General features: G+C 66.7%; 23 protein-coding genes and 1 pseudogene. 17 read left to right on the forward strand and 7 right to left on the reverse strand.

What is annotated here, in order from left to right; translation table 11 throughout:
* Positions 1-254: pseudogene (locus G474_RS0102015) on the reverse strand (IS110 family transposase); the annotation flags it as partial.
* A 197-nt stretch (positions 255-451) separates the two neighbouring features.
* On the opposite strand from G474_RS0102015, the gene G474_RS23090 reads away from it, so the two are divergent.
* From G474_RS23090 to G474_RS0102040, 6 genes are all read left to right on the forward strand, one after another.
* Complete coding sequence (locus G474_RS23090; protein WP_156919110.1) at positions 452-1003, forward strand: HEPN domain-containing protein; 552 nt, start codon at positions 452-454, stop codon at positions 1001-1003.
* 375 nt (positions 1004-1378) lie between these two features.
* A complete protein-coding gene (locus G474_RS0102020; RefSeq protein ID WP_026685528.1) occupies positions 1379-2173 on the forward strand; it encodes a TIGR00266 family protein in 795 nt (264 codons plus the stop codon).
* 119 nt (positions 2174-2292) lie between these two features.
* A complete protein-coding gene (gene purM / locus G474_RS0102025) occupies positions 2293-3333 on the forward strand; it encodes a phosphoribosylformylglycinamidine cyclo-ligase (protein WP_026685529.1) in 1041 nt (346 codons plus the stop codon).
* A 40-nt stretch (positions 3334-3373) separates the two neighbouring features.
* Positions 3374-3901, forward strand: a complete 528-nt coding sequence (locus tag G474_RS19125; RefSeq protein ID WP_051281694.1) for a septal ring lytic transglycosylase RlpA family protein — start codon at positions 3374-3376, stop codon at positions 3899-3901.
* A 28-nt stretch (positions 3902-3929) separates the two neighbouring features.
* Positions 3930-5078 (forward strand): efflux RND transporter periplasmic adaptor subunit, encoded by a 1149-nt coding sequence (locus tag G474_RS0102035; RefSeq protein ID WP_026685530.1) that lies wholly within the window; start codon positions 3930-3932, stop codon positions 5076-5078.
* Between the two features lie 15 nt (positions 5079-5093).
* Complete coding sequence (locus G474_RS0102040; protein WP_026685531.1) at positions 5094-8153, forward strand: efflux RND transporter permease subunit; 3060 nt, start codon at positions 5094-5096, stop codon at positions 8151-8153.
* Positions 8154-8169: 16 nt separating this feature from the next.
* Here the strand turns inward: G474_RS0102040 and G474_RS19130 are convergent, their stop codons facing one another.
* Complete coding sequence (locus tag G474_RS19130) at positions 8170-8676, reverse strand: ankyrin repeat domain-containing protein (RefSeq protein ID WP_043462945.1); 507 nt, start codon at positions 8674-8676, stop codon at positions 8170-8172.
* Between the two features lie 67 nt (positions 8677-8743).
* Between G474_RS19130 and G474_RS21785 the strand changes: the two genes are divergently transcribed.
* The 3 genes from G474_RS21785 to G474_RS0102060 all read left to right on the forward strand — a co-directional run bounded on the left by G474_RS21785 (position 8744) and on the right by G474_RS0102060 (position 10504).
* Positions 8744-9349 (forward strand): DUF7338 family protein, encoded by a 606-nt coding sequence (locus tag G474_RS21785; RefSeq protein ID WP_051281696.1) that lies wholly within the window; start codon positions 8744-8746, stop codon positions 9347-9349.
* 232 nt (positions 9350-9581) lie between these two features.
* Positions 9582-10190: a transglutaminase-like domain-containing protein gene (locus G474_RS19140; protein ID WP_043462948.1), complete on the forward strand. Its 609-nt coding sequence runs from the start codon at positions 9582-9584 to the stop codon at positions 10188-10190.
* A complete protein-coding gene (locus tag G474_RS0102060; RefSeq protein ID WP_026685532.1) occupies positions 10178-10504 on the forward strand; it encodes a hypothetical protein in 327 nt (108 codons plus the stop codon). The genes G474_RS19140 and G474_RS0102060 overlap by 13 nt, the downstream gene beginning before the upstream one ends.
* Before the next feature lie 18 nt (positions 10505-10522).
* Here G474_RS0102060 and G474_RS0102065 read toward each other — a convergent pair whose 3' ends face one another.
* On the reverse strand, positions 10523-11494 hold the full coding sequence (locus G474_RS0102065; protein WP_043462950.1) for a LysR family transcriptional regulator: 972 nt from the start codon (positions 11492-11494) through the stop codon (positions 10523-10525).
* Positions 11495-11667: 173 nt separating this feature from the next.
* Here G474_RS0102065 and G474_RS0102070 point away from each other — a divergent pair, with 173 nt between their 5' ends.
* On the forward strand, positions 11668-12840 hold the full coding sequence (locus G474_RS0102070; RefSeq protein ID WP_211228043.1) for an MFS transporter: 1173 nt from the start codon (positions 11668-11670) through the stop codon (positions 12838-12840).
* Here the strand turns inward: G474_RS0102070 and G474_RS0102075 are convergent.
* Positions 12820-13311 carry a GNAT family N-acetyltransferase gene (locus G474_RS0102075; RefSeq protein ID WP_026685535.1) on the reverse strand — a complete coding sequence of 164 codons (492 nt, stop codon included), beginning with the start codon at positions 13309-13311 and terminating at the stop codon, positions 12820-12822. The two genes, G474_RS0102070 and G474_RS0102075, sit on opposite strands and share 21 nt — an antisense overlap.
* A 28-nt stretch (positions 13312-13339) precedes the next feature.
* Positions 13340-13915, reverse strand: coding sequence for a riboflavin biosynthesis intermediates N-glycosidase (locus tag G474_RS0102080; protein WP_043462954.1), 576 nt, complete (start codon positions 13913-13915; stop codon positions 13340-13342).
* A gap of 244 nt (positions 13916-14159) precedes the next feature.
* On the opposite strand from G474_RS0102080, the gene G474_RS0102085 reads away from it, so the two are divergent.
* The 3 genes from G474_RS0102085 (at position 14160) to G474_RS0102090 (ending at position 18095) form a co-directional block, all read left to right on the forward strand.
* A complete protein-coding gene (locus G474_RS0102085; protein ID WP_026685537.1) occupies positions 14160-16421 on the forward strand; it encodes a TonB-dependent receptor in 2262 nt (753 codons plus the stop codon).
* Positions 16422-16691: 270 nt separating this feature from the next.
* On the forward strand, positions 16692-17465 hold the full coding sequence (locus G474_RS22360; RefSeq protein WP_084513523.1) for a DUF2310 family Zn-ribbon-containing protein: 774 nt from the start codon (positions 16692-16694) through the stop codon (positions 17463-17465).
* Between the two features lie 63 nt (positions 17466-17528).
* Complete coding sequence (locus tag G474_RS0102090; RefSeq protein WP_211228044.1) at positions 17529-18095, forward strand: GNAT family N-acetyltransferase; 567 nt, start codon at positions 17529-17531, stop codon at positions 18093-18095.
* Positions 18096-18141: 46 nt separating this feature from the next.
* Here G474_RS0102090 and G474_RS0102095 read toward each other — a convergent pair whose 3' ends face one another.
* Both G474_RS0102095 and G474_RS0102100 read right to left on the reverse strand, forming a co-directional pair.
* The gene (locus G474_RS0102095; protein WP_043462957.1) at positions 18142-19077 is read right to left on the reverse strand and encodes an alpha/beta hydrolase; all 936 of its coding nucleotides are present in this window, start codon (positions 19075-19077) and stop codon (positions 18142-18144) included.
* A gap of 14 nt (positions 19078-19091) precedes the next feature.
* On the reverse strand, positions 19092-19694 hold the full coding sequence (locus G474_RS0102100) for a hypothetical protein (protein ID WP_026685540.1): 603 nt from the start codon (positions 19692-19694) through the stop codon (positions 19092-19094).
* 243 nt (positions 19695-19937) lie between these two features.
* Here G474_RS0102100 and G474_RS19145 point away from each other — a divergent pair, with 243 nt between their 5' ends.
* From G474_RS19145 to G474_RS0102120, 4 genes are all read left to right on the forward strand, one after another.
* Complete coding sequence (locus G474_RS19145; RefSeq protein ID WP_043462959.1) at positions 19938-20702, forward strand: response regulator; 765 nt, start codon at positions 19938-19940, stop codon at positions 20700-20702.
* Positions 20699-22000, forward strand: coding sequence for an ATP-binding protein (locus G474_RS0102110; RefSeq protein WP_026685541.1), 1302 nt, complete (start codon positions 20699-20701; stop codon positions 21998-22000). The genes G474_RS19145 and G474_RS0102110 overlap by 4 nt, the downstream gene beginning before the upstream one ends.
* 67 nt (positions 22001-22067) lie before the next feature.
* A complete protein-coding gene (locus G474_RS0102115) occupies positions 22068-22703 on the forward strand; it encodes a response regulator transcription factor (protein WP_026685542.1) in 636 nt (211 codons plus the stop codon).
* A gap of 105 nt (positions 22704-22808) precedes the next feature.
* Entirely contained in the window at positions 22809-24839 is a 2031-nt protein-coding gene (locus G474_RS0102120) for a c-type cytochrome (protein WP_026685543.1), read from the forward strand.
* Positions 24840-24930: the final 91 nt, after the last annotated feature.

Genomic DNA, 24930 nt, shown 5'->3' on the forward strand with positions numbered 1-24930 from the left:
CGCTTCACATACGCTCGGATGTAGGCCGCCGGCAGCAACTTCACCGGGATGCCCAGTCGATTGAGCCAGCGCCCCCAGTGGTGGGCGGAGCCGCAGGCTTCCATCACCACCAGCCCAATGCTCCGGTTCTGGAACCAGCGCTCGAACTGGTGTCGGGTCAGCCGCTGCTGCTCGACAAGCTTCCAATTGCCATCTGCAATAGCGATTTGGAATACACTCTTGGCCAGATCCACTGCAACGGTAGTAGCATGCATTTCGGACTCCTTTCGTCGAAACCCGATCCCCATCCCCATGAGCACCGGAGGCGCTTATTCCGCGCCAAAAAGACGGGGGAGTCCATCCCATCAATCGATGGTTCGAAATCTACGACTCTATTGCTATGCCAAGCCAGTTAGCTCTCAGTGTCTTGTCATCTGAAAAGCTTTGGCTACATGTTGAATTTTTGTCCCTCATGCAAGCTTTGGAAGGTTTTCATCGGGCGACAACTCCCGGATTATATGTATCAGAAGAACAGTACGTGCCTATCCACCAAGCACTGAGTAATGCCATTCCAAAATATGTAGCACCAGACCACCGAGACGCACTGAAAGCACGTATTAAGTACGGCAACGAAATTTCACTGAGAAAACGACTCCATGCATTGGTAAGTCGCCTTGAGATTTCGCTACGTAGTCGCATTCTTGGAGGAAACGGCAGCATGCCTAGTAGTTGGGTGACAACTCGTAACTATTACACGCACTGGGACGACGCTTCACGTGCATCTATACTGGACGGGCCCGGCATGCATCGCGCCTCCACACGAATGAAAACGCTGCTGAGAGCACTCTATCTCGATCTGGCCGGAGTACCTCAATCAGCAATCGAGAAATCATTGGGAAATACCTGCAAAGAAAGCCAGTACCTAATTCAGCTAAATAGTGCAGAAATGCGAGAGAAGAATCCAAATTCTGAGTACGGTTTAATGATGCATGTGGGTGTTAAGAATACTGAGCCTCCTGGTTAGCGGCTGATAGGAGATATACATCAGACCTAAAACTAGCGTGTGCGAGAAGTTGAACTGCTATTTGCGGCACGGCCGCTTGGCGCTCAGCGCTGTTATATACCCCAGATGGGAACGATCATTGGCTGCCATCAATGAATTAGCGGGCGGTTATTGCACCGTAGCAGTCCGGTCCATGGAGTGTCAGAAGGTCGGCTTCGCCGACCTGCAGCCCCAGAAAACCACCCGGCGCCCGGGGCTAGTCAATCCTCAAGAGAATCGCCACGGCAACCCCCCAAAACGCCACTTCACAGCGGCGTTTTTTTACCCTGCCGCCGGGTGTGGCTTCCCCATGCTTCTCGGGTATGCTGCGTTTTTTCATGAAACGGGGGTAGCACCATGGCCATGGATGAAATCGACTTTTTCCTGCACGGCGACGACATGCAGTTCGTCGAGATCGAGCTGGATCCCGGCGAAGCCGCCATCGGCGAGGCGGGCAGCATGATGTACATGGAAGACGGGATCACGATGGATACCGTGTTCGGTGACGGTTCGGCCCAGCAGGGCGGGATCTTCGGCAAGCTGATGGGGGCCGGCAAGCGGCTCATCACCGGCGAGTCCCTGTTCACCACCGTCTACAGCAACGCTGGTCAGGGCAAGCGCAAGGTGGCTTTTGCCGCGCCCTACACCGGCAAGATCATTCCCTTCGACCTGCGCCAGCACGGGGGCACCATGATCTGCCAGAAGGATGCCTTCCTCTGCGCCGCCAAGGGGGTGTCCCTGGGGATTGCCTTCCAGAAGAAGCTGGGCACCGGCTTTTTCGGCGGCGAGGGCTTCATCATGCAGAAGCTGGATGGGGATGGCATGGCCTTCTGCCACTGCGGCGGCGCGGTGCTGGAACGCAAGCTCGCCCCGGGGGAGGTGCTGCGGGTCGATACCGGCTGCGTGGTGGCTTACACCACCGACGTGGATTTCGACATCCAGTTCGTCGGCGGCATCAAGACGGCCCTGTTCGGCGGCGAGGGGCTGTTCTTCGCGGTGCTGCGGGGGCCGGGTACGGTGTGGCTGCAGTCCCTGCCTTTCGCACGGCTTGCTTCGCGCATCTTCGCCGCGGCGCCGGTGAGCAAGGGCGGCGGCGGTTCGGGGGGCGAGCAGGGCGGGGTGTTCGGTTCGCTCTTCAACGGCAAGGACTGAAAGCCGGGGGCGATACCGCCGGCCCGGGGCTAAAGCGCTGATTCGAGTTGGTTTCCGCTTTCGGGTAGAATCGCGCCTTTACCCGGGCCGCCGCCCCTTCGCACTGTTTCGAGAGATCTATGACTCAGAATACCTCCCTTTCCTATCGTGACGCTGGCGTGGATATCGACGCGGGCGATGCCCTGGTCGATCGCATCAAGCCCCTGGCCAAGAAGACCCTGCGCGATGGCGTGCTGGGCGGCATTGGCGGCTTCGGCGCCCTGTTCGAGGTACCCAAGCGTTACCAGGAGCCGGTGCTGGTGTCCGGCACCGACGGGGTGGGCACCAAGCTCAAGCTGGCCTTTCAGCTCAATCGCCACGACACCGTGGGCCAGGATCTGGTGGCCATGAGCGTCAATGACATCCTGGTTCAGGGGGCTGAATCCCTGTTCTTCCTGGATTACTTCGCCTGCGGCAAGCTGGACGTGGACACCGCCGCCAGCGTCGTGGGCGGCATCGCCCGGGGTTGCGAGCTGGCCGGCTGCGCCCTGATCGGCGGCGAAACCGCCGAAATGCCCGGCATGTATCCCGATGGCGAATACGACCTGGCCGGTTTTGCCGTGGGTGTGGTGGAAAAGTCGAAGATCATCGACGGCTCCAGCATCCGTCCCGGCGACGTGGTCCTGGGGCTGGCTTCCTCCGGCGCCCATTCCAACGGCTACTCCCTGCTGCGCAAGATCATCGACCGCTCCCAGCCTGACCTGAAGGCTCCCTTCGACGGGGAGCGCAGCCTGGAAGACGTGGTGATGGCGCCCACCCGCATCTACGTGAAATCCGCCCTGGCCCTGATGGAAAAGGTGACGGTCAAGGGCATGGCCCACATCACCGGCGGCGGTCTGCTGGAAAACGTGCCCCGCGTGCTGCCCGACAACACCGTGGCCGTGCTGCAGAAATCCGCCTGGCCTCGCCCCAAGCTGTTCGACTGGATGCAGGCCGAAGGCCAGGTGGCTGAAGATGAAATGCACCGGGTCTTCAACTGCGGCATCGGCATGGTGATCGTGGTGGCGGCCGACCAGGCCGAGACCGCCCTGGCCCAGCTCCAGAGCACCGGCGAACAGGCCTGGCTGATCGGCCGGATCGAAGCCCGTCAGGGCGACGAAGCCCAGACCCGCGTGGTGTGAGATTTTGGGGCAACAGGCTCGACTGGTTGCAGTAGGGCTGTTGCTGTTGGCCCTGGGGGTGCCCCCCCTGGCGGCCGAAGAGGGTTTGCATGGCCCGGGTACGGGCCTGCGGCTGGACCCGGGGCTGGAATGGCTGCCGGTGGAGCGGGACCCGGAGCTGAAGGTGGAGCCGGAAACCCAGGGCCCCATTCTGCGGGGCTCGGCCAGCTATTACGGCAAGACCAAGAAATTCCAGGGGCGCCGCACGGCCAGCGGCGAGCGTTTCGATGCCAAGGTGTTCACTGCCGCCAGCAACCGTTTCCCCCTGGGGAGCTGGGTGGCGGTGCGGCGTCCGGGGACCGATCATTGCGTGGTGGTGTGGGTCAATGACCGCATGCACAGCCGCCACCAGGTGCGCATCCTGGACCTTTCCCTGGCGGCCGCCCAGGCCATCAAGATGGTGAGCGCCGGGGTGGTGCCGGTGCAGGCCCGGCAGCTGCGCGGCGCCCCCGGGGTGGAGCCGGCCATCTGCCTGCAGGCCTTCGATCCCCTGATCCAGGACGACCTGGATCTGCCTGCAACGGAATGAGCCTGGTAAGGCCAGGCTGAAAGAGGATATGGCGACAAGCAGCAAAGGTGTCTGGATCAGTGCCCTGGCAGTGGCCGGGCTGGTGGGGCTGGGTTTTGTGGCCTACTCCCTGCAGCGGGCGCCGGCCGGTCCCCAGGCCATCACGGCCGGGAACGGTGCGCCGGCCAGTCCGGCAGCTCCGGCAGGCTCAGCCGCCGGGGCGGTGGCGGTGGAGGTGACCCGGGTCAGCGCCGCCAGCTTCGCGGACGAGACCACGGCGGTGGGTACCCTGAAATCCAACGAATCCGTGGTGCTGCGTCCGGAGACTTCAGGGCGCATCGCCGCCATTCATTTCAAGGACGGCCAGGTGGTCCGGCGCGGCGCTCTGCTGCTCAGCCTGGATGCGGGCATCCAGGAAGCGGAGCTGCAGCAGGCCAGGGCCAACCTGGCCCTGGCCCAGGCCAACCAGCAGCGCAACGAAGATCTGTTCCAGAAGAAGTTCATCAGCCAGCAATCCCTGGACAACACCAAGGCGGCCCTCAAGGTCCAGGAGGCCAGCGTCGCCCTGGCCGAGGCGCGCCTGGCCAAGACCCGCATCCGCGCCCCCTTCGACGGGGTGGTGGGGATACGCAACGTGAGCGTCGGGGATTACGTCAAGGAAGGGGAGGAGCTGGTGAATGTGGAGGACATCGCCACCCTGAAGGTGGATTTCCGCCTGCCCGAAGCCTACCTGGGCCGCCTGGAGCGGGGTCAGACCCTGGAAGTCAGCTCCGACGCCCTGCCCGGGGTGCCTTTCCAGGCCACCCTGGAAGCCGTGGATCCCCTGGTGGATGTGAATGGCCGTTCCATTTCCTGCCGGGCCCTGCTGCCGAACCGGGAAGGGCGGCTGCGTCCGGGCATGTTCGTCCGTTCCCGCCTGGTGTTCGGGGAACGTAAGGACGCCCTGATGCTGCCCGAGCAGGCGGTGGTGACCGGCGCCCGGCCCCGGGTGTTCCGGGTGGAGGAGGGCAAGGCCCGGGCGGTGACCGTGCAGCTGGGGGCGCGCCGGGACGGCCGGGTGGAAATCCTGGAAGGCCTGGCCCTGGGGGATACCGTCATCACCGCCGGCCAGATGAAGGTCCGGGACGGCATGCCGGTGCGGCCGGTGGGCGATACCCAGGAAGGCATGTCCGGCATGCAGGCCGTCAGCCAGCAGTAGCCCGGAGCCCCGGCCATGCGTATTTCCGAGATCTGCATCCAGCGGCCGGTGTTTGCCACGGTCCTGTCCCTGGTGGTGATGCTCCTGGGACTGGTGTCCTACGAGCGCCTGTCGGTGCGCGAATATCCCAAGATCGACGAGCCGGTGGTGACCGTGGATACCACCTACCGGGGGGCTTCGGCGGAAATCATCGAGTCCCAGGTGACCAAGCCCCTGGAAGATTCCCTGGCCGGGATCGAAGGGGTGGAGGTGCTGTCCTCCATTTCCCGGGCTGAACGCAGCCAGATTTCCGTGCGCTTCAAGGTGGAGCGCAACCCGGATTCCGCCGCGTCCGACGTGCGTGACCGGGTCTCCCGGGCCCGGGCCAAGCTGCCCGACGACGTGGATGAGCCGGTGATCGCCAAGGTGGAGGCCGATGCTAGCCCGGTGATCTGGCTGGCCTTTTCCTCGGACCGGCATTCGCCCCTGGAGGTGAGCGACGTGGCCAGCCGGGTGGTCAAGCCCAAGCTCCAGACCCTGCCGGGCATGGCCGACGTGCGGGTGTTCGGGGAGCGCAAGTTCGCCATGCGCATCTGGCTGGACCGGACCCGCCTGGCGGCCTACCAGGTGACCCCCCAGGAGGTGGAGGACGCCCTCCGGCGCCAGAACGTGGAAGTGCCGGCCGGCCGCATTGAGAGCATGAAGCAGGAGTTCTCCGTGGTGGCCCAGACCGACCTGCAGCAGCCCGAGGAATTCGAGCGGGTGGTGATCAAGAGCGTCAATGGCTACCCGGTGCGCATCCGCGACCTGGGGCGGGTGGAAATCGGGGCCGAGTCGGAGCGCACCACGGTGCGCTTCAACGGCAAGAGCGCCGTGTCCCTGGGGCTGATCAAGCAATCCACCGCCAATCCCCTGGAACTGGCCCACGCCCTGTGGCAGGAGCTGCCGCGCATCGAGGCCGAGCTGCCCGAAGGCATGACCGTGCATGTGGCCAACGACACCACAGTGTTCATCGACCACTCCATCCAGTCGGTGTTCTCCACCATCCTGGAGGCCATCGTGCTGGTGGTGGCGATCATCTTCTTCTTCCTCCGCAACCTGCGCGCCACCCTGGTGCCCCTGGTGACCATTCCCGTCTCCCTGGTGGGGGTGTTCACCCTGATGCTGATCTTGGGGTTTTCCATCAACACCCTGACCCTGCTGGCCCTGGTGCTGGCCATCGGCCTGGTGGTGGACGACGCCATCGTGGTGCTGGAGAACATCTACCGGCACATGGAAAACGGCATGTCCCGGCTCCAGGCGGCCATGCTCGGCGCCAAGGAAATCGGGTTCGCGGTGGTGGCCATGACCATCACCCTGGCCGCCGTGTATGCCCCGGTGGCCTTCATGACCGGGCGCACCGGCAAGCTCTTCATCGAGTTCGCCCTGACCCTGGCCGGGGCAGTGCTGGTATCGGGCTTCGTGGCCCTGACCCTGTCGCCGATGATGTGCTCCATCCTGCTCAAGCACGAGGAAAAGCACGGCCGGGCCTTCGTCGCCATCGAGACTTTTCTCGAGGCCCTGACCGCCGCCTACAAGCGGCTGCTGAGCGCCTCCCTGGCGCGGCGCTGGCTGGTCATGGTGCTGTTCGCGCTGGTGGCCGCCACCAGCGGCCTGCTGTTCAAGACCCTGAAATCGGAACTGGCGCCCCTGGAGGACCGCAGCCGGGTGGTGGGCACCCTCACCGGCCCCGAGGGGGCGACCCTGGATTACATGGACACCTACGCCCGGCAGCTGGAGGCCATCTACGCCGCCACCCCGGAGGTGGAGCGCTATTTCATGGTGGTCGGCAATCCCATGGTGAACCAGGGCATTTCTTTCGTGGGCCTCCTTGACTGGAAGGAGCGGGAGCGTTCCGCCGCCGCCATCGCCAAGGAATACTTTCCCAAATTCGCGGCCGTGCCCGGGGTCCAGGCCTTTCCCATCCTGCCGCCTTCCCTGGGCCAGAGCCCCCGGGAGCGGCCCATCAATTTCGTCATCGTCAGCAGCGCCTCCTACGCCGAACTGCAGCAGGTGACCAGCCAGTTCCTGGAGGAAATCCGCAAGAACCCGGGGCTCACCAATGTGGATACGGACCTGAAGCTCAACAAGCCCGAGCTGTCGGTGCTGGTGGACCGGGAGCGGGCCGCCGATCTGGGGGTGCAGGTGGATACCGTGGGCCGCACGCTGGAAACCATGCTGGGGGGGCGCCAGGTGACCCGCTTCAAGCGGGACGGGGAGCAGTACGAGGTGATCGTCCAGGTGGCCGACGTGGACCGCAGCAACCCGGAAGACATCCGCGACATCTACGTGCGCGGCAAGAGCGGCGAGATGATTCCCCTGGCCAACCTGCTCTCGGTGCGGGAAACCGTCAGCCCCCGGGAGCTCAACCACTTTGCCCAGCGCCGGGCCGTGACCATCACCGCCAACCTGACCAACGGCTACACCCTGGGCGAGGCCCTGGAGTACATGGAGCGCACCGCCCAGGGCATGCTCAAACCCGGCTACGCCGTGGATTACAACGGCCAGTCGCGGGAATTCAAGCAGTCCTCCGCCTCCCTCGCGGTGACCTTCCTGCTCGCCCTGGCCTTCATCTACCTGGTGCTGGCGGCCCAGTTCGAGAGCTTCCGGGACCCCTTCATCATCATGCTCACGGTGCCCCTGTCCATGACCGGGGCCCTGGCGGCCCTGTATTTCACCGGCGGCACTTTGAACGTGTACAGCCAGATCGGCCTGGTCACCCTGGTGGGCTTGATCACCAAGCACGGCATCCTGATCGTGGAATTCGCCAACCAGCTCCAGGAGCAGGGCCGGGACCTGAAGCAGGCGGTGATCGAGGCGGCGGAACTGCGTCTGCGGCCGATTCTGATGACCACCGGCGCCATGGTGCTGGGGGCCATCCCCCTGGCCCTGGCCACGGGGGCCGGGGCCGAATCCCGGCAGCAGATCGGCTGGGTCATCGTCGGCGGCCTGCTGCTGGGCACCTTGTTCACACTGTTCGTGGTGCCCACCGTCTATACCCTGCTGGCGGCCCGGAAAAGCGCCCCTGGGTCAGCCCCGGGCGAAGCCGGGGCCTGAGGCGCGCGGAAGGCGGCTACTTGCGCGCCAGCTCCCGGGCGGCCTGGATCACCTCGGCTTCCAGCACCTGGGTATCCACGCCGCTGAAACCCTGCACCAGGATTTCCTCGAAGTTTTCCGCCTGGCTGGCTTCCTCGCTATCTTTGGGGCGGCTGTAGCCGTTCCGGATGGCCTTCAGCTGGGCCATCATCACCTCCGGCTCGCTCAGGCCGGTGTCCACGCCCTCGGGCAGCTCGGCCCCCAGTTCCAGCAGCAGCTGCACCACCTGGGGTTTCCGGGCCCGGATGGCCATGCTCAGGGGGGAGGTGGGGGCCAGGTTGTCGGGGCGATTCACCTTTGCCCCATGGGCGATCAGCTCCCGGGCGATGTCCCCGTGGCCGAGAAAGCAGGCCATGCCCAGGGGCAGGCCCGGGTCCCCCTGGCCATCGTCGAACTCCGCCGGAACGCCCGCCTCCAGCAGGGTGCGCACCTGTTCCAGGTTGCCGGCGCGGATGGCCTTGATGAGGGAAATGGAGTCGGGCATGGCGATGTTCGGGGAAAGGGCGGGCAGGCCTTAGTATAAGGTGCACACCGGGTTTGCTGGCGCACGGATGTTCCCAGTCGGCCAGGCCGATTCCCGGGGCCGCAAGGAGATGATGATGCTGCGCTGGCTGTGTTTCCTCTTGATCAGCTTGCCCATGGAGCTGCTGGCGATCCTGCTGGCGCCCGTCCTGCCCCTGTTCGCCCGGCCCCGTTACGGGCCCATCGACAATGGCAACGCCTACGGGGTGGAACCCCGCCTGCCCCGCTGGCTGGACTGGTTTGCCACGCCGGACAACTCCCTGCTCGGGGATGAAGGCCACAAGGCCCGCTGGCGGGGGCGCAGCCAGTACCTGCAGATGGTGGCCTGGCTGCTGCGCAACCGGCTCTATGGTTTTCGCTGGTCGGTGCTGGCCGCGCCCCTGGAGCGCTCCGCCATCCACTGGAGCGGCAACCTGAACATCCGCAACCGCCAGCACGGGGTGGCCGGCCTGCTGCGGGTGCGCATGGGGGGCTACTGGCAATACAAGCGGATCACCCCCCTCTGGCCGGGCCGCTGTCTGCAGCTCAACCTGGGCTGGATCATCGATCCCTTCATCAAGGACCCCGGCAAGACCGGCAAGGCCATCTACAGCACCTCGGTCCGGCTCACGGCCTTTTTTCCTGATCCCTCCTGAAGGGCTTCAGGGTCGGGCCAGCGGCGGCGTATGCCTGTCACCCTCTTTGAACCTAAAAACCTCACCACAGAGACACAAAGACACAGAGAAGTTCAAAAAAACAATGGCTTGCATTATCTTCTGCGCTCACCTAGAAAGTGACCTGGCCTTCCAGGACAAGTCTTTGTTTTTCCTCGGCGTCTCTGTGCCTCTGTGGTTTAACTGAGGTTTTAAGGTTGAACCAGGAGCAACCATGCAGGCTTATCTGGCCTCCAGCCGGGTGGTCGATTTCACCCATCCCGCCGTGGCGGCCCTGGCCCGGGAGCTGGGGCAGGGGGCGGCAGATCAGGAAGAGCGGGTGCGCCGCTGCTTCGAGTTCGTCCGGGATCAGGTGCTGCATAGCGTCGATGGCGGCATCCGCAGCCCGGTTACCTGTCTCGCTTCCGAGGTTCTGGCCCAGCGCACCGGGCTCTGCTACGCCAAGAGCCATCTCCTGGCGGCCCTGCTGCGGGCCCTGGGGGTGCCCACGGGCTTCTGCTATCAGCGCTTGCGGCTGGATGGGCCGGACAGCCCCGGTTGCCTGCACGGCCTTAATGCCGTGTGGCTGGAAGCCCATGGCTGGTACCGGATCGACGCCCGGGGCAACAAGCCCGGGGTGGCGGCCCGGTTCTGCCCGCCCCGGGAGCAGCTGGCCTTCCTGCCCAGCCTGCCCGGGGAGCAGGATCTGCCCGGCATCCTGGCCGAGCCCCTGCCCCAGGTGGTGGCTGCCCTGGAAGGGGCCAGCGATCTCCCCAGCCTCCTGCTGCAACTGCCGGACTGGGATGGGCGCGCGGCGGCGGGGGACCCGGCGTGCATCGCCTGAGCACTTACGTGGGGGCCATCCTTGGCCAGGCCGGGGCGGTGCGGATCGTCAGCCGGGAGCAGGGGGAGGAGTGCTGGCAGGACCAGGGCTTCAGCGTCAGCAAGCAAACCTGGCTCTATGGCTTTGATAACGGCGTGCTCATCCGCCGCACTGTGGAGCAGGATGATTTTCCCTGCGGGCAGGCCTGCGCCGAGTGCTGGATCTGCTATGAAGTCCTGTCTCCCGGCAGTCTGGAAAGCCCGCCCCGGCCGGCCCGGCAAACCTTCAGCAATGCTTGCCGGGAAGCTTTCTGGCTGAAATATCACCAGGATTGACGGCTTTCCGGGCCGGGGTCAGCCCAGCTCGCCCAGCACCCGGGGCGCCTGTTCCCGGACGATTTCCACGAAGCGGCGCAGCCGGGCCGGGTAGAAGCGGGCATGGGGATAGACCAGGTACACCGGCAGGGGCGCGGCCTGCCAGTGGGGCAGCAGCTGCACCAGGCGGCCGGCGGCCAGGTCTTCGGCCAGGATCCAGGCCGAGGCGATGGCCAGGCCCAGGCCCTGGAGGGCGGCGCTGCGCAGGGCGTAAAGGCTGTCGGTGCTGAGCCGGGGGGTGATGGGAAAGCGGCAGATGGCTGCCGTGTCCCGGTGCCGCAGTTCCACTTCGCGCCGGTAGTAGGTGCGCAGCGCCAGCCAGGGCAGGGCGGCCAGGTCGGAGGCCTCGCCCGGGGGGCCGCTCTGTTCCAGCAGGGCCGGGGCGGCAACGACGATGCGCGGCACCTGGGCCAGGCGGATGGCCACCAGGTCCGAGTTCTGCACTTCCCCCACCTGGATGGCGCAATCGACCCCGGCGGCGATGAAGTCCTGGATGGCGCTGTCGTCGTGCAGCAGCCACTCCACCTGGGTATGGGGGTAGCGGCGCAGGTATTCCGCCAGGGGCTGCACCAACCGGTCCTGGCCGAAGGCGTGGGGCGCCACGATGCGCAGGGCGCCGGTCGGCTCCTCGTGGGCGCCGCGCATGTCGGCGGTGAAACTCTGCCAGTCCGCCAGCAGCTCCCGGGCCCGGGCATAGCAGCGCTCCCCGTCTTCCGTGAGGCGCATGCGCTGGGTGGAGCGTTGCACCAGACGCAGGCCCAGGTGCCGTTCCAGGGCCTGGAGGCGGCGGCTGATGGTGGGCTGGGTGCTGTGCAGCTGCTGGGCTGCGGCGGAGAGACTGCCGGCCTCGACGATGCGGACGAAGGTCTGGAGCAGATCGATGCGGTCCACGCCAGCGCCCGGCACCCCGTCGGTCTGGGCGGAGGGGGGAAGGATCAGGGGTTTCTTCATGCGTGATACGTATAACCTATTTGCGGGCTGAGCCGCTAGTCCCTGGGCTTCTGGCAGTTCACAATCCGGGCTCCTGCTGAATGAACCGAGGTCTTTCCATGTCTTCCATGTGTGATACGTATGAAAAAGGCCGGCCGACTGACCCGGGGCGGCAGGTGGCTGAAGACGGGGGAATGACTTTGTCCCTGGTGCTGCTGCTGGCCACGGGAGCCGGCCTGGCCGTGGCCTCCATCTACTACAGCCAGCCCATGCTCGGGCTGCTCGCCACGGCCATGGGCAGCCAGGCCCAGGGCATAGGCCTGGTGCCCACCCTGACCCAGCTCGGTTACGCCGCCGGAATCCTGCTCCTGGCGCCCCTGGGGGACCGCCACGACCGGCGCTGCATCATCCTGACCAAGTCCGGGCTGCTCGCCGTGGCCCTGCTGGCCTGCGGCCTGGCCCCTTCCCTGAATCTGCTTCTGGCGGCCAGCCTGGCCATCGGGCTGCTCGCCACCCTGGCCCAGGACCTGGTGCCGGCGGCGGCGGTCCTGGCCCCGGCTAGCCGGCGCGGCCGGATCGTGGGGATGGTGATGACCGGCCTGCTGCTGGGCATCCTGCTCTCCCGGGTGGTGAGCGGCCTGCTGGCGGAGTACCTGGGCTGGCGCAGCGTGTTCCTGCTCGCGGCAGGGGCGGTGCTGCTGTTCGGCGCCGCCGCCTGGCGCTGGCTGCCGGCCTTTCCGGTCAGCAGTTCCTTGTCTTACCGGGCCCTGCTTGCCTCCCTCCTGGCCCTGTTCCGGCAGCACGGAGCCCTGCGCCGGGCGGTGCTGGCCCAGGGGCTGCTCTCGGTGGCGTTCAGCGCCTTCTGGGCCACCCTGGCCCTGATGCTGGAAGGAGCGCCTTTCCACCTGGGCAGCAGCGTCGCCGGTGCCTTCGGCCTGGCCGGGGCTGCCGGTGCCCTGGCCGCGCCCCTGGCGGGGCAATGGGCCGACCGGCGCGGCCCGGCCCGGGTCACCCAGGCCGGCACCCTGGTCTGTGCCCTGTCCTTCGCCCTGCTCGGCCTGCAGCCCTGGCTCACGCCCCAGCAACAGCTCTGGCTCCTGGGGCTGGCCATCGTCGGCTTCGACCTGGGCATACAGGCCACCCTGATTGCCCATCAGAGCATCGTCTATGGCATAGATCCCGAGGCCCGCAGCCGCCTCAACGCCGTGCTGGTCGTGGGCATGTTCGTCGGCATGGCGGCGGGCTCCGCCCTGGGGTCGGTGCTGCAGGCCCACTGGGGCTGGCAGGCGGTGGTGCTGCTCGCCGTCCTGAGCAGCCTCCTGGCTTTCGCGGTGCGCCTGGCGGGCTCAGGCGGACGCCGGGCCTGAGCCTTCCGGGGCGGCTTTGCTGTCGGGCAGTGGATAGTTGTAGGCCAGGAAGATTTCATCCCGGACCCAGCCCGAGGCTTCGTAGAGGGCTTGGGCCGTCAGGTTGGTCCTGGCCGTGGTCAGGTCCAGGCGCGCCTTGCCTTCCGCCGCCGCCCGGGCTACCGCAGCCTGGAGCAGGCCTCGCCCCGCGCCCGTCTGGCGGGCCGACGGCAGGACGAATAGATCGTAAAGGGCGTAGATGGGCCTGGCCTCGACGGAGCAGAAGGTGGGGTAGAGCTGGCAGAAGCCCACTAGTTCCTGCTCGGGGTTTGCGGCGACGAGGAGGGTCGATTCCTTGTTGCGGAAGCGTTCGTTGATGAATTCCTCGGCCAGCCGCAGGTCCGGGGCCTGGTCATAAAACTGTCGATACAGGTCGAACAGCATGGCGATGGCCGGCAGGTCTCCGGCGTGGGCTTCTCTGATGAGGTGCATGGGCGGGTATTCTCGGTAAGGTTGTCGTTCAGCTTGCGGCGGCCAGTTGCCGGCGGGTTTCCATCAAGGCGAAGCCGAGCAGGTTGAGGCCGGGCCAGCGGCTGGGGTTGCCGGCGTCCCGGTGGGTGGCGGCCAGGCCCATGCCCCAGATGGCGTCCAGGGGGCTGGCCTGGACCAGGATGCGCGTGCCGGTGCCGAGCAGGTAGGCCTTCAGGTCCGGATGCTGGCCGAAGCGAGCCAGGGTGGCGGTCAGGACCACCCCATAGCGCACCGACTGCCAGCGGGCTTCGCTGAAGTGCCGCACCTGACGGCCCAGGGCTTTGGCAAAGCCCGGGTCCGGGGCGGCCAGGATGCATTCCAGGAGGGCCCGGTCGCCGAACAGGCGGGCTTTTTCCGCCATCATGTAGTGCTCGGCCGTAGGGTAGGTAATGCCGGCCAGCTGGAACTCCCTGGCATGCCACTGGCTCAGGCATTCCCGCCCCGGCATCGGTCCGGCCGGAGGATCGTCCCAGAAATACAGGTATTCCAGCGCTGCTCCGGCCGCCTGGCGGTGCTGCAGATCGCTCAGCAGGGCCAGTTCGGCAGGGGTTCCCGAGGTTTCCATGGCAGGGTTCCGGATGGCATGGGCTGCATTGTAGCCCGGCCATCCGTTTCCCCCTTTCTTTCCACCAGCTTGTATTTCCTTGGCATTTTTCCTGGGGCTGCGACAACTTGTCGCATACCGCCCGGGGCGCGCAGCCGGGAAAATCCAGGCCGTTCAGACGGCGGCTTGGGAGAGCTCCCCTGGACCCTGAAAGCCCCGGCCGGGGGGCCGGCTTTCTCGTTCAAACCATCAAAGGGGGAATTCCATGTTGCAACGCAAACCCATGGCGGCGCTGCTCGCGCTCGCCTTTTCCGGCCTGGCCCAGGCCCAGCAGGCCGGCAGCACCACCCTGGACGAAGTGCTGGTTCAGGAACGTCCACTTTCCAGCCTGCCCAGGGGCGGCGTGGTGGACCAGAACCAGCTGGCCGGCATGCGCGCGGCCACCAGCGACACCGCCAGCCTGCTGCGGGATGTGCCCGGGGTCAGCCTCTATGGCGCCGGGGCGGTTTCCAGCCTGCCGGTGCTGCGCGGCCTGGCCGATGACCGCCTGCGCATCAAGGTGGATGGCATGGATCTGGTGGCCTCCTGTCCCAACCACATGAACCCGCCCCTGTCCTACGTGGACCCCAGCGAGGTGGAGCGCATCCAGGTCTATGCGGGCATCGCCCCGGTCAGCGTCGGGGGCGACAGCATAGGCGGCGCCATCGTCGTGGAAACCGCCAAGCCGGAATTCGCCCAGCCCGGGGCTGGTCTCCTCACCAAGGGGGAAGTCGGCGCCTTCTACCGCAGCAACGGGGACGGCTACGGGGGCCATGTGTCCGCCACCGTGGCCAGCGAGAATTTCAGCCTCAGCTACACGGGCAGCACGGCCCAGGCCGACAACTACAAGGCCGGCGGCAAGTTCAAGGAGTTCACCGCCACCGGCCGGCCCGGTCATGAGCTGGCCCGGGACGAGGTGGGCTCCACTGCCTACGAAACCCGCAACCACACCCTGGGGTTGGCCATGCGCGGCGGCAACCACCTGTTCGAGGTGAAGCTGGGCTATCAGGATCTGCCTTACCAGCTCTACCCCAACCAGCGCATGGACATGCTGGACAACCAGGAAAAACGCCTCAGCCTGCGCTATGAAGGCAAGTTCGACGGCTGGCGCCTGGAAGCCCGGGCCTTCCACGAGAAGGTGGATCACTTCATGGATTTCGGCGCCGACAAGCAGTACTACTACGGCTCCACCGCCACCATCCTGGCCCCGGGCATGCCCATGTACACCAAGAGCAAGACCAGCGGCCTCTCCCTGCTGGCGGAAGTGGACCTGAACAGCGCCCACACCCTGCGCCTGGGCGGGGACTACCTGCGCTACCGGCTCGACGACTGGTGGCCCGCCTCGCCCTCGGAACTGCCGCCCGGCTACACCTCCGGCGGCATGGCCCCCTGGACCTTCGAGAACATCAAGGACGGCCAGCGGGACCGGCTGGGCCTGTTCGGTGAACTGGAAAGCCGCTGGAACCCCGCCTGGACCACCCTGGCCGGGCTGCGGCTGGAGCGGGTCCATACGGATGCGGGCAAGGTGCACGGCTATAACGACGTGATGGCCGGCTATGCGGTTTCCGCTGCCGCCTTCAATGCCAGCGACCGGGACCAGACCGACCACAACCTGGATCTCACCGCCCTGGCCCGCTACACCCCGGATGCGGGCTCCAGCATCGAGTTCGGCTACGCCATGAAGACCCGCTCCCCCAATCTCTACGAGCGCTATTCCTGGTCCCGGAACAGCATGGCCCTGATCATGAACAATTTCGTGGGGGACGGGAACGGTTACCTGGGTGACCCGGACCTGAAGCCGGAGAAGGCCCACACCCTGTCCGCCGCCTTCGACTGGCACGGCCCCGAACGCCAGTGGGAATTCCGGCTCAGCCCCCACTACACCTACGTGCAGGACTACATCGACGCGGTCCGCTGCCAGGGTAGCGGCACGATGATGAATGCCCTCTGTAGCGGTGCCGCCAACAACACCGCCACGGAGAAGTTCGTGCAGCTCCAGTACGCCAACCAGGACGCCCGCCTGTACGGGGTGGATATCTCCGGTTCCCTGAGCCTGGCCCGCAACGACTGGGGCAGCTGGGGTTTGAAGGGCATGGTGAACTACCTGCGCGGCAAGAACCGGGAAACCGGGGATGACCTGTACAACATCATGCCTCTCAACGCCCGGGTCAGCCTCACCCATCAACTGGGGGGCTGGAACAATGCCCTGGAAGTGGTGGGGGTGAAGGGCAAGGAGCGGGTCTCCGACGTGCGCCAGGAAATCCGCACCCCCGGCTACGGCCTGGTGAACCTGCGCGCCAGCCATGCCTGGAAACAGGTGCGCCTGGACCTGGGGGTGGAAAACCTGTTCGACAAGCTCTACTACCTGCCCACCGGCGGCGCCTACGCGGGTCAGGGCATGACCATGAGCACCAACGGCATTCCCTGGGGCATCGTGGTGCCGGGGGCCGGGCGTTCCCTCTATGCCGGTCTGACCATCAAGTTCTGAAGCAGGATCGCGCGGTGATCCCCCGGGCCGTTGCGGTTGCGCCGGCCCGGGGCGCTGATGCAGTAATGACCCTGTCTTTCCCGGTGACAGCCCCTGGGCGGACAAGCCGGCGCCCCGTTCCGCTCCTCCCGATAGGAAGCGGCGAAACCGCCTGGCCCGCTGGCCTGCCCGAAACGGCCCGCGCCTGTCGGGAAGCCTTGATATTCCATCGGGTTCCCGGCACGATCCGGGCATGATGAGACTTTATCTACGGCGGCGGTAGGCGATCAAATGTACGTGCACCGTATCGAATTTCGCTGTTCAGCCGAGCAACTGCTGGGGAGGACTGCCGAGTTTGCTGATGAGCTTCTTGGTGCATTGCAGCAGAACGGGCTGGTGTGCGAGGCCGAGTGTTCGCCCGTCTACCTCGAGGGGGGCAGCTATGTTGCAATCGTTCTTGCCCCCGAACAAATGTCTTTTGCCCCCGAGCTCCATAGCGAATGTGTAACGAAGATACTTGGCGAGGGAGCTGCGCTAGGAATCACGGTTACTTTTACTGCTGTGGCAGAGGACAGCAGTGGTGAGCAAACCTGTGCTTGTCACAGCCCGAGCGGATACGTTCTTTTCACTAATTTCTTGTCGGTTGCGCCGCCTGTTCGCTGCCTTGACTGTTTCTTGCCTGTGCCGCTCTACAGGTTTCCTGTAAGGCCAGCTGGGGATTTTCACGACGTTATTTGCTGGCAGTCCGACTATCGATCATGTGACCGGCTGCAAATGAATTGCACCGTGCTCGAAAAAGCAACGACACGACAGATGTCTGATGTGGGGAGCACCCTTTCCAAGGTGGGGCGGGAAAATTGCAGCGTCCTCGAAAGCTTGTCGGGCAAGCCTTTCTACTATTACCTCTATCGTGCCAACGGACGGAGCGCCAAGTCCGAAATGGCGAGATGCTGTCCATCGTGCGGGCAGCCCTGGTATCTGGAAACAGCGCTTCATTCCCTGTTCCATTACAAGTGCGACCAATGCCGGCTTTTATCGAACTTTGCATGGAATCTTTCGCCTTGACCATCGCGTGACGGCGTCAATCCGTGAGGCGATCCGGTAATCCCCCCGTAAGATGGCGCTTCCTTGAATAACGAAAAGAAGCCGATGGACGTGATCGCCACCACCGGGCGCCTGCTGATTCGCCCCCTTTCTCCTGCTGACCTGCCGGCCCTGGCCGGAATCCTTGGTGATCCGGAGGTGATGCGTTATTCGGTCCGGGGCGTTTGCGACGCAGCAGCTACCGGGCGCTTCCTGGACTGGTGCCTGGCTTCCTATGCCAGGGACGGCATCGGCCCCTGGGCCCTGGTGGAAAAGGGCGGTACCGACCTGATCGGCTTTTGCGGCATAGGTCGGGAACGGGTCGGGGAGGTGGAGGAAATCAACCTGGGCTACCGGCTGGCGCGTTCCTGCTGGGGCCGGGGCCTGGCCACCGAGGCGGTGCAGGCGGTGCTTTCCTTCGCCCTGGACAAGCAGGCCCGGGAGTCGGTGGTGGTGATCGTGGAACCGGAGCACATGGCCTCCCTCCGGGTTGCCGAAAAAGCCGGCTTTCGCCGCTATCAGGAAACCCGCTTTCATGGGAAGTCGGTGCGCCTCTACCGGCTGACCCGGGCGGAATGGCTCGCGGCCGGGAGCTCTGCTCCAGGCATCTAGCCGGCCCGGCCTCAATGTCCGGGGCCTGGCGGGCACTATGCCGTGCTCAGCGCAGGCGGCTGGCGATGGCGGCGTCCAGGTTGGCGAGAAAGCGTTCCACGGCTTCGGTGTAGCCGCCGGGCTGGCCGAGCTGGGCGTTGATCTCGCCGTGGGAGAGGTCCTGGCGCAGCACTTCGGCGCGGATGTCCAGCTGGCGGGCCCGGGCGGCGAAGCCGTCAGCCTGGCGGCAGGAGTCGTCCCGGCGGGACGAGCAGATCGACAGCAGTGGCGCAGCGCCGGTCGCCAGGGCGTTGATTGGCGACATGGCCCGCCAGTAGGCGGGGTCGGTGCCGAAGGGTTGATCATAGAGGGGCAGGTGGCGCTGGCTCATGATGGCGCTCACGTCCATGGCGGCGCTGTCCAGGGCCACGGTGCCGAGCACTGGCTGCAACAGGGGTTCCCCCGGGTAGCGCGGTGCGGCGCCGAGCAGGGCCACCAGGTGGGCCCCTGCCGAATGGCCCATCAGCACGAATCGGCGTGGGTCGCCGCCCCAGCCGGGGGCTTGCTGCTGGGCCGTCGCCAGGGCCCGGGCCACGTCCTGGAGCTGCACATCCACCGGGGCGCCGGGCAGCATCCGGTAGTTGGTGGAAACGAAGATGAAGCCCCGGCTCACCCAGCGGGCCACCTTGGCATCGACCACCCGGCTCATCTCCTTGTCACCGATCTTCCAGGCGCCCCCGTGCACCATGAAGATGACCGGGGCGTCCTGGGCGTCGGCGGGCAGGTATACGTCGAAACGCTGGGCCGGATCGCTGCCGTAGGCGATGTCGGCCAGGCGCCGGGCGCCGGCGGGCAGGGCGGCCGGGCCCTGTTCCCGGCCACCCTGGCGCTCGGCGCGCATTTCGCGCAGGCGTTCCCGGAGGGGGCCGGCCTGGGCCTCGGGGGGCGCGGCGAGCGGCAGCAGTGCTGCCGCCAGGAGCAGGGCAAGGACGGGCGTGCGCATGGCCGGCTCCCGGTTCAGCGGCAGGGAATGCTGTTGCCGGCCGCGTCGCTGCAACTGCCGGTGTGGCTGACCCCTTCGCCCTTGGTGTAGGTGGTGCTGCCGTTGTAGCTGTTGCCGTTGGCGCCGGTGGCCGTGCTGGTGTGTTCGGCGCTGCCGTTGCCGTAGCTGGTGTTGCCCGTGTAGCTGCCGCCGTTACTGCCGCTGGCGCTGGTGCTGCGGTTGCCGCTGACGCTGCCGTCGGCGCTACGGGTACTGCTGCCCTGGCTCTGGATGTCGCCCCGGGCGCCCTGGGCGGTGAAGCCCCCCTGGCGTTCGGCGGAGCCGTCGGCATTGCGGCTGAGGCGGCTGGCCCGGGCCCCTTCGGCGCCGTTGGGACCCCGGAAGGCGCCGCCGCTGGTGGAGGTGAGGTTGCCCTCCCCATCGCTGACGGTGCGGCGCCCCCGGGCCTGGGTAGCGCCAGCGGGGCCCTGGCGGACATGGCCGTGGCTGGCGGTGACGCCGCCGGCGGCATTGTCGCGGACCACGCGTTCCCTGGCCTGGGCCTGATCGGGGAGGCCCAGGGCGGTGGCGCTGGCGGCGAGGAAGAGGGTGAGGGCAAGCAGGGGGCGGGTGTTCATGGCAGGCTCCAGGAAAGTGTCGGGAAGCGATGGGCAGGCATCCTGCGCCATCGATGCCTGCCAGTCTAGGCAAGGCGGGCCGGGAAGAGGAGGGGGGAGGGCCCGGCAATGGTTAAAGGCTGTTAGGAATCCGGGCGTTTGTCATCGTTTGTAATGGATTTGCCCGCGCCCCGCCGGGCCGGGGCTGCCCAGGGGGAGGCCGGCGGGGCACAATGGCGGCCATCCCTTCCCTCTGCACTATCCATGACCCCAGCCCGTATCCTGATCCTCGATGACGAGCCCGAACTGCGCGCCCTGCTGCAGCGCTACCTGGGCAGCCAGGGTTTTGCCGTGCGGCCGGTGGAGGATGTCGCCCAGCTCGACCGGCTGCTGGCCCGGGAGCCCTTCGACGCCCTGGTCCTGGACCTGATGATGCCGGGGGAGGATGGACTTTCCATCTGCCAGCGCCTGCGTGCGGAGGGAGAAACCCTGCCGATCCTGATGCTGACTGCCAGGGGGGAGGCCATAGACCGCATCATAGGCCTGGAGATGGGGGCCGACGACTACCTGCCCAAACCCTTCGAGCCCCGGGAGCTGGCGGCCCGCCTGAATGCCCTGCTGCGCCGCCAGGAGCTGGCCCGCCGGGGAGTTGCCCATGCCGGCAGCGGCCTGGTGCGCTTCGGGCCCTGGCTGCTGGACCTGGAGCGTTGCCGCCTGCTGCGGGATGGCGCCCAGGTGGAGCTGACGTCCGGCGAGTTCGCCCTGCTGCGCACCCTGGCCGCCAACCCCGGTCGTACCCTGGGCCGCGCCCGCCTGCTGGAGCTGGCCTACGGCCCCGGGCACGGTAACAGCGAGCGCAGCGTGGACGTGCAGATGCTGCGCCTGCGCCGCCTGATCGAGGCGGACCCGGCGGCGCCCCGCTACCTGCGCACCGTGTGGGGCGCCGGTTACGTCTTCGTCGGCGATACCGATCCCGGCGAACTCCCCGGGGCGGTCGGCGCGGGGAACCCGGTCGGAGATCAGTCATGAAACGCTGGCTGCCGCACAGTCTGTTCGGTCGCAATCTGCTGCTGATCGTGGGCCTGATTCTCGGCGCCGGAGTGGTGATGGCCCTGGCCTACCACCTGCTGGTACAGATGCCCCGCATCGAGCGCATGACGGAGACCAGTCGCCGTTACCTGGGCACCCTGTCGGTGGCCATGGCGCACATGGACGAAGCCCGGCGGCAGGATTTCATCGCCAGCCTGGAGCATGCCCGGGAGCCGGTGCTGCTGGTGCGGGCGCAGCCGGAAAACCTGGCCCGGCCCGCTTCGCCCCTGGTGCGGCTGGCCCTGGCCCGGCTGCAGCAGCGTCTGGGCGAAGCCACTCAGGTGGCCTGGTCGGAACAGCCCCAGCCCCGTTTCTGGCTGCGCCAGCAGGTGGCCGGTGAAACCTGGTGGCTGGGCCTGGATGCCGGCGGCCTCGCGGGCGGGCGGGTGCTGTTTGCCCTGGGGGTGATGCTCGCCGCCGCCCTGCTGGCCGTACTGGGCGCCGCCCTGATCCAGCGCAGCATCCACCGGCCCCTGCTGCAACTAGCCCAGGCCGCCGACCGGCTGGCTGCGGGCGAATACCCGGTCATCGCCAGTGCCGGGGCGCCCCGGGAAATCGCCCGCCTGGCCGCTCATTTCGAGCGCATGGCGCGCCAGCTGGAGGCTGGCGAGCGGGAGCGGGCCCTGATGCTGGCCGGCATTTCCCACGATCTGCGCACTCCCCTCGCCAAGCTGCGGCTGGCGGTGGAGATACTGGATGTGGCCGGCGAGGAGGCGCTGCTGCAGGGCATGGTGCGCAACATCGCCGCCGCCGACCAGGTGATCGACCAGTTCATCGACTTCGCCCGGCTGGGCGAGGCGGAAGCCCCGGTGCTCTGCGACATGGAGGAACTGGTGCGCGACCTGCTGGCCCGCTACGAGGGTGGGCGCCTGCAGCTGGCGCCGCCGCCGGTGGATCTCGCGCCCTGCTGCTGCCGGCCGGTGGCCCTGCGGCGAGCTCTGAGTAACCTGGTGGACAACGCCCTCAAGTACAGTGCTGGCCCGGTGCAGGTGAGCATCGCCCAGGACGAGGGGGCGCTGACGCTGACGGTAGCTGACCAGGGCCCCGGCATTCCCCCGGGGGAACTGGCCCGCCTGCGGCAACCCTTTGCCCGGCTCGAAGCCGCCCGCAGCGGCCCTCCCGGTGCTGGACTGGGGCTCGCCATCGTGGAGCGCATCGCCCGCCTGGAAGGTGGCCGCCTGGAACTCGCCAATGCCGCCGGCCTGGTGGCCCGCCTGGTGCTGCCCCGGCGGGCGTGAGGCGGCAGTTATCCCCCCGCGGTAGAATCGACCGGAGTCCGGGCGGTTCCGGGAGGATGGAGAAAAAATGCAGGCGCTTGCCGAACAACCGGTGATTCATGTGGTGGACGACGAGGCTCCCCTGCGCCGTTCCCTGCTGTTCCTGCTGGAATCCATGGGCTGGCAGGCCGTCGGCCATGAATCGGCCGAGGCTTTCCTGGCCGGAGTGCCGGATTTTCCTGCCGGGGGTGGCTGCCTGGTGCTCGACATCCGCATGCCCCGGGTCAGCGGGCTGGAACTGCAGCGGCGGCTCCAGGCCCTGGAGCTGGCTTTTCCCATCATCTTCATGACCGGCCACGGGGACGTGGAGCTGGCGGTGCAGGCCATGAAGGCCGGGGCCGTGGATTTTCTGCAGAAGCCCTTCAAGGACCAGGTTTTTCTGGATACGGTGGAGCGCGCCGTGCAGCTGAGCCGCGAGCGTTACGCCGCCAGCTGCCGGCATCAGGAGGCCCGGGCCGCCCTGGCCCGTCTCTCGGCCCGGGAGTGGGAGGTGGCCCGGCTGCTGGCCCTGGGGCTGGCCAACAAGGAAGTGGGGCGCCAGCTCCACATCAGCGATAACACCGTGCATGTGCATCGCCAGCATGTGATGGAAAAGACTGGCACCGGCAGCGCCGCCGAACTGGCCCGCCTGATCCTGCGGGCCGATCCCCACGGGCTGGACTGAGGTCCGTTAACCGGTTTCGGCTATGGGCCTAGCCAGATGTCCGGATGGCCCGCCCGGGCGACTCTCTCTAGACTCGGAAGCAAACAAGTCCAAAGGGAGCGCAACATGAAAAACGGGATCTTTCGCAGCATTCTTGCCTCGCTGGCTTTCCTCGCCAGCGGCTTGGCCCTGGCGGCGGCGGACGCCTCCCTGGTGGAGCGGGGCCGCTACCTGGCCCAGCTGGGCGATTGTGTCGCCTGCCACACCAGCGGGAACGAGGCGCCCATGGCGGGCGGCCGGGCCTTGGAGACGCCTTTCGGCAAGCTCTATTCCACCAATATCACGCCGGACAAGGAAACCGGCATCGGCAACTACAGTTTTGCCCAGTTCGACCGGGCCATGCGCCAGGGGGTGGCCGCCGATGGCCACAACCTCTACCCGGCCATGCCCTATCCCTCTTACGCCAAGATGACCCGGGAGGACATGCAGGCCCTCTATGCCTACCTGATGGAAGGGCTGGCGCCGGTCCGGATGCAGAACAAGCCCGACGAGATGAGCTGGCCTTTCAGCATGCGCTGGGGGCTGGCGATCTGGAACTGGCTGTTCCTGGATGACACCCCCTTCCAGCCCGACGGCAGCAAGGACGAGACCTGGAACCGGGGCGCCTACCTGGTCCAGGGCCTGGGCCATTGCGGTGCCTGCCACACCCCCAGGGGCATCGCCTTCCAGGAAAAGGCCATGAGCGAGGCCGGCGGCAGCGGCGACTACTTCCTGGCCGGCGAAACCGTGGAGCACTGGCGCGCCCTCAGTCTGCGCAACCTGTGGACGGTGGAGGACACGGCCCTGTTCCTGAAGACCGGGCAGAACCGGTTTGCGGCAGCCTCGGGCAACATGACCGAGGTGATCATGCACAGCACCCAGCACTTCAAGGATGCGGACTTGCTGGCGGTGGCCACCTATCTGAAATCCCTCCCGCCCGGCCCCCACGACAAGCCCATGCCGGCCGGAGTGCCGCAGCCGGTGCAGCAGGCCCGGGTGCCCGACAACTTGTTCAACAGCCGTGGCGGGCTGGGCTACATCCAGTTCTGCGGCGACTGCCACCGGGCTGACGGGGGCGGGGTGGACAAGGTATTCCCGACCCTGGCGGGCAACCCCACCGTGCGCTCCCAGGACCCCGCTACCCTGGTGCACATCCTCCTGACCGGCGGCGAGACGGCCGCCACGGCCGCCCATCCCCGGGTCTTCGTGATGCCTGCCTTTGCCCGCCTGGGGGATCAGGAACTGGCGGAAATCCTCAGCTTCGTCCGGGCCAGCTGGGGCGACGGGGCTCCCCCGGTGGATGCGGCCACGGTAGCCCGGATGCGTGCCGCCCTGGACCCGAAGAGCACCGATTCGAGCAAGTTCGAGACGCCCCGTCTGGCTGACATGCTCAAGGAAGCCCATGCGGAGCAGCTGGTGCGGGGCATGCGCCTCAACCTGGAAACCAAGGACCTGCTGCCCGGACATGTGGGCGACCAGCTCAACTGCAGCAGCTGCCACCTGAATGCCGGGACGGTGGCCGACGGTTCGCCCTATGTGGGGGTTTCCGCCTTTTTCCCCAGTTATGGGGCCCGGGCCGGCAAGGTGATCACCCTGGAAGACCGGATCAACGGCTGCTTCCGCCGCTCCATGAACGGTAAGCCCCTGCCCAAGGATTCGCCCGACATGCAGGCCATGGTGGCCTACTTCGACTGGATGAAGCGGGAGACCAAGCCGGAGGACAAGGTGGCCGGGCGCGGTATCGGCAAGATCGACCGCTCCATCAAGCCGGACCCGGAGAACGGCAAGCGCATCTACGCCGAGCAATGCGCGGTCTGCCATGGAGAGAACGGCGAAGGTCTGCGTAATGCGGCCGGGAAGATGGTCTATCCGCCGCTCTGGGGCGACGAGTCCTTCAACATCGGCGCCGGCATGGCCCGCACCTACACCGCCGCCGCCTTCGTGAAGCGCAACATGCCCATCGGTTTCCACGGCAAGTTCCCCCTCGGCCAGGGCGGCCTCTCCGACCAGGAGGCGGTGGACGTGGCTGAATACTTCAGCCACCAGCCCCGTCCGGACTTCCCGGACAAGGTGAAGGACTGGCCCAAGGACCCCAAGCCTGCCGACGCCCGTTACTGAAGCGGACCTTCAGGCAGAACAACGCCCCGGAAACGGGGCGTTTTCAGTGCACTGCGATCAACTCCCCCGGGCCGCGTTCCTCGCGGAGAGG

It is taken from the genome of Azovibrio restrictus DSM 23866, assembly GCF_000429665.1.
GTDB lineage: Bacteria > Pseudomonadota > Gammaproteobacteria > Burkholderiales > Rhodocyclaceae > Azovibrio > Azovibrio restrictus.

What these genes read in the sequence shown, in the direction of transcription:
- G474_RS23090 (WP_156919110.1), top strand. Translation starts at nt 452, where the DNA reads ATGCAAGCTTTGGAAGGTTTTCATCGGGCGACAACTCCCGGATTATAT.
- G474_RS0102020 (WP_026685528.1), top strand. Translation starts at nt 1,379, where the DNA reads ATGGCCATGGATGAAATCGACTTTTTCCTGCACGGCGACGACATGCAG.
- purM (WP_026685529.1), top strand. Translation starts at nt 2,293, where the DNA reads ATGACTCAGAATACCTCCCTTTCCTATCGTGACGCTGGCGTGGATATC.
- G474_RS0102035 (WP_026685530.1), top strand. Translation starts at nt 3,930, where the DNA reads ATGGCGACAAGCAGCAAAGGTGTCTGGATCAGTGCCCTGGCAGTGGCC.
- G474_RS0102040 (WP_026685531.1), top strand. Translation starts at nt 5,094, where the DNA reads ATGCGTATTTCCGAGATCTGCATCCAGCGGCCGGTGTTTGCCACGGTC.
- G474_RS19130 (WP_043462945.1), bottom strand. Translation starts at nt 8,676, where the DNA reads ATGCCCGACTCCATTTCCCTCATCAAGGCCATCCGCGCCGGCAACCTG.
- G474_RS21785 (WP_051281696.1), top strand. Translation starts at nt 8,744, where the DNA reads ATGTTCCCAGTCGGCCAGGCCGATTCCCGGGGCCGCAAGGAGATGATG.
- G474_RS19140 (WP_043462948.1), top strand. Translation starts at nt 9,582, where the DNA reads ATGCAGGCTTATCTGGCCTCCAGCCGGGTGGTCGATTTCACCCATCCC.
- G474_RS0102065 (WP_043462950.1), bottom strand. Translation starts at nt 11,494, where the DNA reads ATGAAGAAACCCCTGATCCTTCCCCCCTCCGCCCAGACCGACGGGGTG.
- G474_RS0102070 (WP_211228043.1), top strand. Translation starts at nt 11,668, where the DNA reads ATGACTTTGTCCCTGGTGCTGCTGCTGGCCACGGGAGCCGGCCTGGCC.
- G474_RS0102075 (WP_026685535.1), bottom strand. Translation starts at nt 13,311, where the DNA reads ATGCACCTCATCAGAGAAGCCCACGCCGGAGACCTGCCGGCCATCGCC.
- G474_RS0102080 (WP_043462954.1), bottom strand. Translation starts at nt 13,915, where the DNA reads ATGGAAACCTCGGGAACCCCTGCCGAACTGGCCCTGCTGAGCGATCTG.
- G474_RS0102085 (WP_026685537.1), top strand. Translation starts at nt 14,160, where the DNA reads ATGTTGCAACGCAAACCCATGGCGGCGCTGCTCGCGCTCGCCTTTTCC.
- G474_RS22360 (WP_084513523.1), top strand. Translation starts at nt 16,692, where the DNA reads ATGTACGTGCACCGTATCGAATTTCGCTGTTCAGCCGAGCAACTGCTG.
- G474_RS0102095 (WP_043462957.1), bottom strand. Translation starts at nt 19,077, where the DNA reads ATGCGCACGCCCGTCCTTGCCCTGCTCCTGGCGGCAGCACTGCTGCCG.
- G474_RS0102100 (WP_026685540.1), bottom strand. Translation starts at nt 19,694, where the DNA reads ATGAACACCCGCCCCCTGCTTGCCCTCACCCTCTTCCTCGCCGCCAGC.
- G474_RS19145 (WP_043462959.1), top strand. Translation starts at nt 19,938, where the DNA reads ATGACCCCAGCCCGTATCCTGATCCTCGATGACGAGCCCGAACTGCGC.
- G474_RS0102110 (WP_026685541.1), top strand. Translation starts at nt 20,699, where the DNA reads ATGAAACGCTGGCTGCCGCACAGTCTGTTCGGTCGCAATCTGCTGCTG.
- G474_RS0102115 (WP_026685542.1), top strand. Translation starts at nt 22,068, where the DNA reads ATGCAGGCGCTTGCCGAACAACCGGTGATTCATGTGGTGGACGACGAG.
- G474_RS0102120 (WP_026685543.1), top strand. Translation starts at nt 22,809, where the DNA reads ATGAAAAACGGGATCTTTCGCAGCATTCTTGCCTCGCTGGCTTTCCTC.